The 1,888-nt window shown below is 39.6% G+C and carries 2 protein-coding genes; both read right to left on the reverse strand.

Features of this window, described 5'->3' with window-relative positions:
- Window positions 1-46: 46 nt before the first annotated feature.
- On the reverse strand, window positions 47-724 hold the full coding sequence (locus CFT61_RS16255; protein ID WP_089545430.1) for a carboxypeptidase-like regulatory domain-containing protein: 678 nt from the start codon (window positions 722-724) through the stop codon (window positions 47-49).
- Window positions 725-1,044: 320 nt separating this feature from the next.
- Window positions 1,045-1,833: a hypothetical protein gene (locus CFT61_RS16260; RefSeq protein ID WP_142990668.1), complete on the reverse strand. Its 789-nt coding sequence runs from the start codon at window positions 1,831-1,833 to the stop codon at window positions 1,045-1,047.
- Between the last annotated feature and the right edge of the window lie 55 nt (window positions 1,834-1,888).

A 1,888-nucleotide genomic window follows, 5' to 3' on the forward strand; every position in this document is an offset into this window, starting at 1 on the left:
TTGCTTTGAGGGTATTGCATATGTTACGTCCTCTTGTTACCATTGCTTATTTTCTTTTATGCTTATGTCCTTTTTTTACAACAACTATTTCTCCAGTGAGTCCTCCACTTTCTGTCAAAGTGATAACATTGAGCTTTTCGAGGTTCATTTCAGAGAGTTTGATAATTCTGTCTTGCATACCAATGAACTTAATGGTGATGGTGTCTCCTTGCTCCACTTCAATGGTGAAGTTTCCGTCAATATCTGCTGCCGTTTTCTTTCCAGAAAGTTTAGCTGTGATGAAAGCTGTACAAATCGGTTCTTTTGTTTTTTCGTCAATGATATGCCCTTGGACAAAAAGTACTCCTTTCTTATTCAATGTTTCTCTTTCTTTTAGCAGGATGGAGTCTTTGGATGTATATTCCTGGAAGTGAATCGGAATAACTTTCTTTGGTAGTGGAGGGGTAGAGTTGTAATATCCTTTTTGTGTAGAGCACGACATAATAGATGTTGCAAGAGCTGTCATTTCCAATGCTACCCCTACGACCTTTATAGTCTTTCCTGCTTTCTTCCTAAGTCGCAATTCATGTTCCAAATTTTTCACATCTTTCTCACATTTTGGGCAAGTACCCTTGCATTCACCATTGAAATGACATTCTTCGGGTGAATAGTCAATCCCATTTGCATCCGCTATCTGCTTGCGGATAGCTTTGAGAGTGTTGCAAATATAACGTCCTCTTGCCATAGTTTATTTTTTTTATGCTTATGTCCTTTTTTGATAACAACAATTTCACCCATGAGTCCTCCACTTTCTGTCAAAGTGATGACATTGAGTTTTTCGAAATTCATTTCAGAGAGTTTGATGATTCTGTCTCGCATACCAATGAACTTTATGGTGATTGTATCTTTTGGCTCCACTTCAATTGTGAAGTTTCCATCAATGTCTGCTGCCGTTTTCTTTCTAGAAAGTTTAGCTGTGATGGAAACTTTAACATAAAGCCCTAAAGCACCCGAAAGCGAATAAGAGAATGAATTTTGAAGCGACCCTTTTAATATGAAGAAAACTTAAAAATGCTGAGCAGCTGCCCAAACTAACTCCACCTTTGTTACCTGCGGATAAGCTTCCTTATATTTATCTGTCAAATCCCAGAAGAAAAGCGAGCCTTCTTTTGGTTTCAAATAGAAATTCTCCAAAGTTCCGCCTTTACCATCTCCAACCTCGAAATAAAGTATACTGTGATCTTCATTATACGTAGTAGTATAATACCCATCCACCAACACCTTTCCACCAGCAAGGAACTGGATTCGGGATACTGTAAATACATCACCACGGCTCTTGAATTTAACAGCTTCATAAGGCTTACTTGCTATCGCATCCGATGCTATCACCAAAGAATCTTCCTTGGAAACACCCTCCACCTTACAATATTTTTGATAACCACTAAATACTTGTGTAGTCTTCCATAACGTCTCAACATCCTTGACTTCCACGGCAAGTTTTGCCTCATTACCATCTTCATCAGTCACTGTAACAATAGCCTTTCCCACAGCGATAGCAGACAAGCTAATACGCTCATCCTTACCATACTGCCCCGTCTCATGGATGCAAGTTACAGTGACTACTTTCTCATCAGAAGACTGTGCCGAAATCTTGCCCTTGGCTCCTTGCACATTCACGCGGGCACCCTGGGTGGTATATATGACAAGGCTATTGCCCTTGATACCCACTTGTTTGCCTGTGTTAATATCACCAATGATTTCATCCTGTGTGAGTTGAATACCATCATCATCGCTACACCCTACCATCAAGAGAGCGACGAAAGCCATTGCCAAAAAGTAAATCTTTGCTTTCATAAACTGTTGTTTTTATGAGTTATACATGATAGGCGCTTTGCCCATCCTCTATTTA

The organism is Segatella copri (assembly GCF_002224675.1).
GTDB classification, from domain to species: Bacteria; Bacteroidota; Bacteroidia; order Bacteroidales; family Bacteroidaceae; genus Prevotella; species Prevotella copri_U.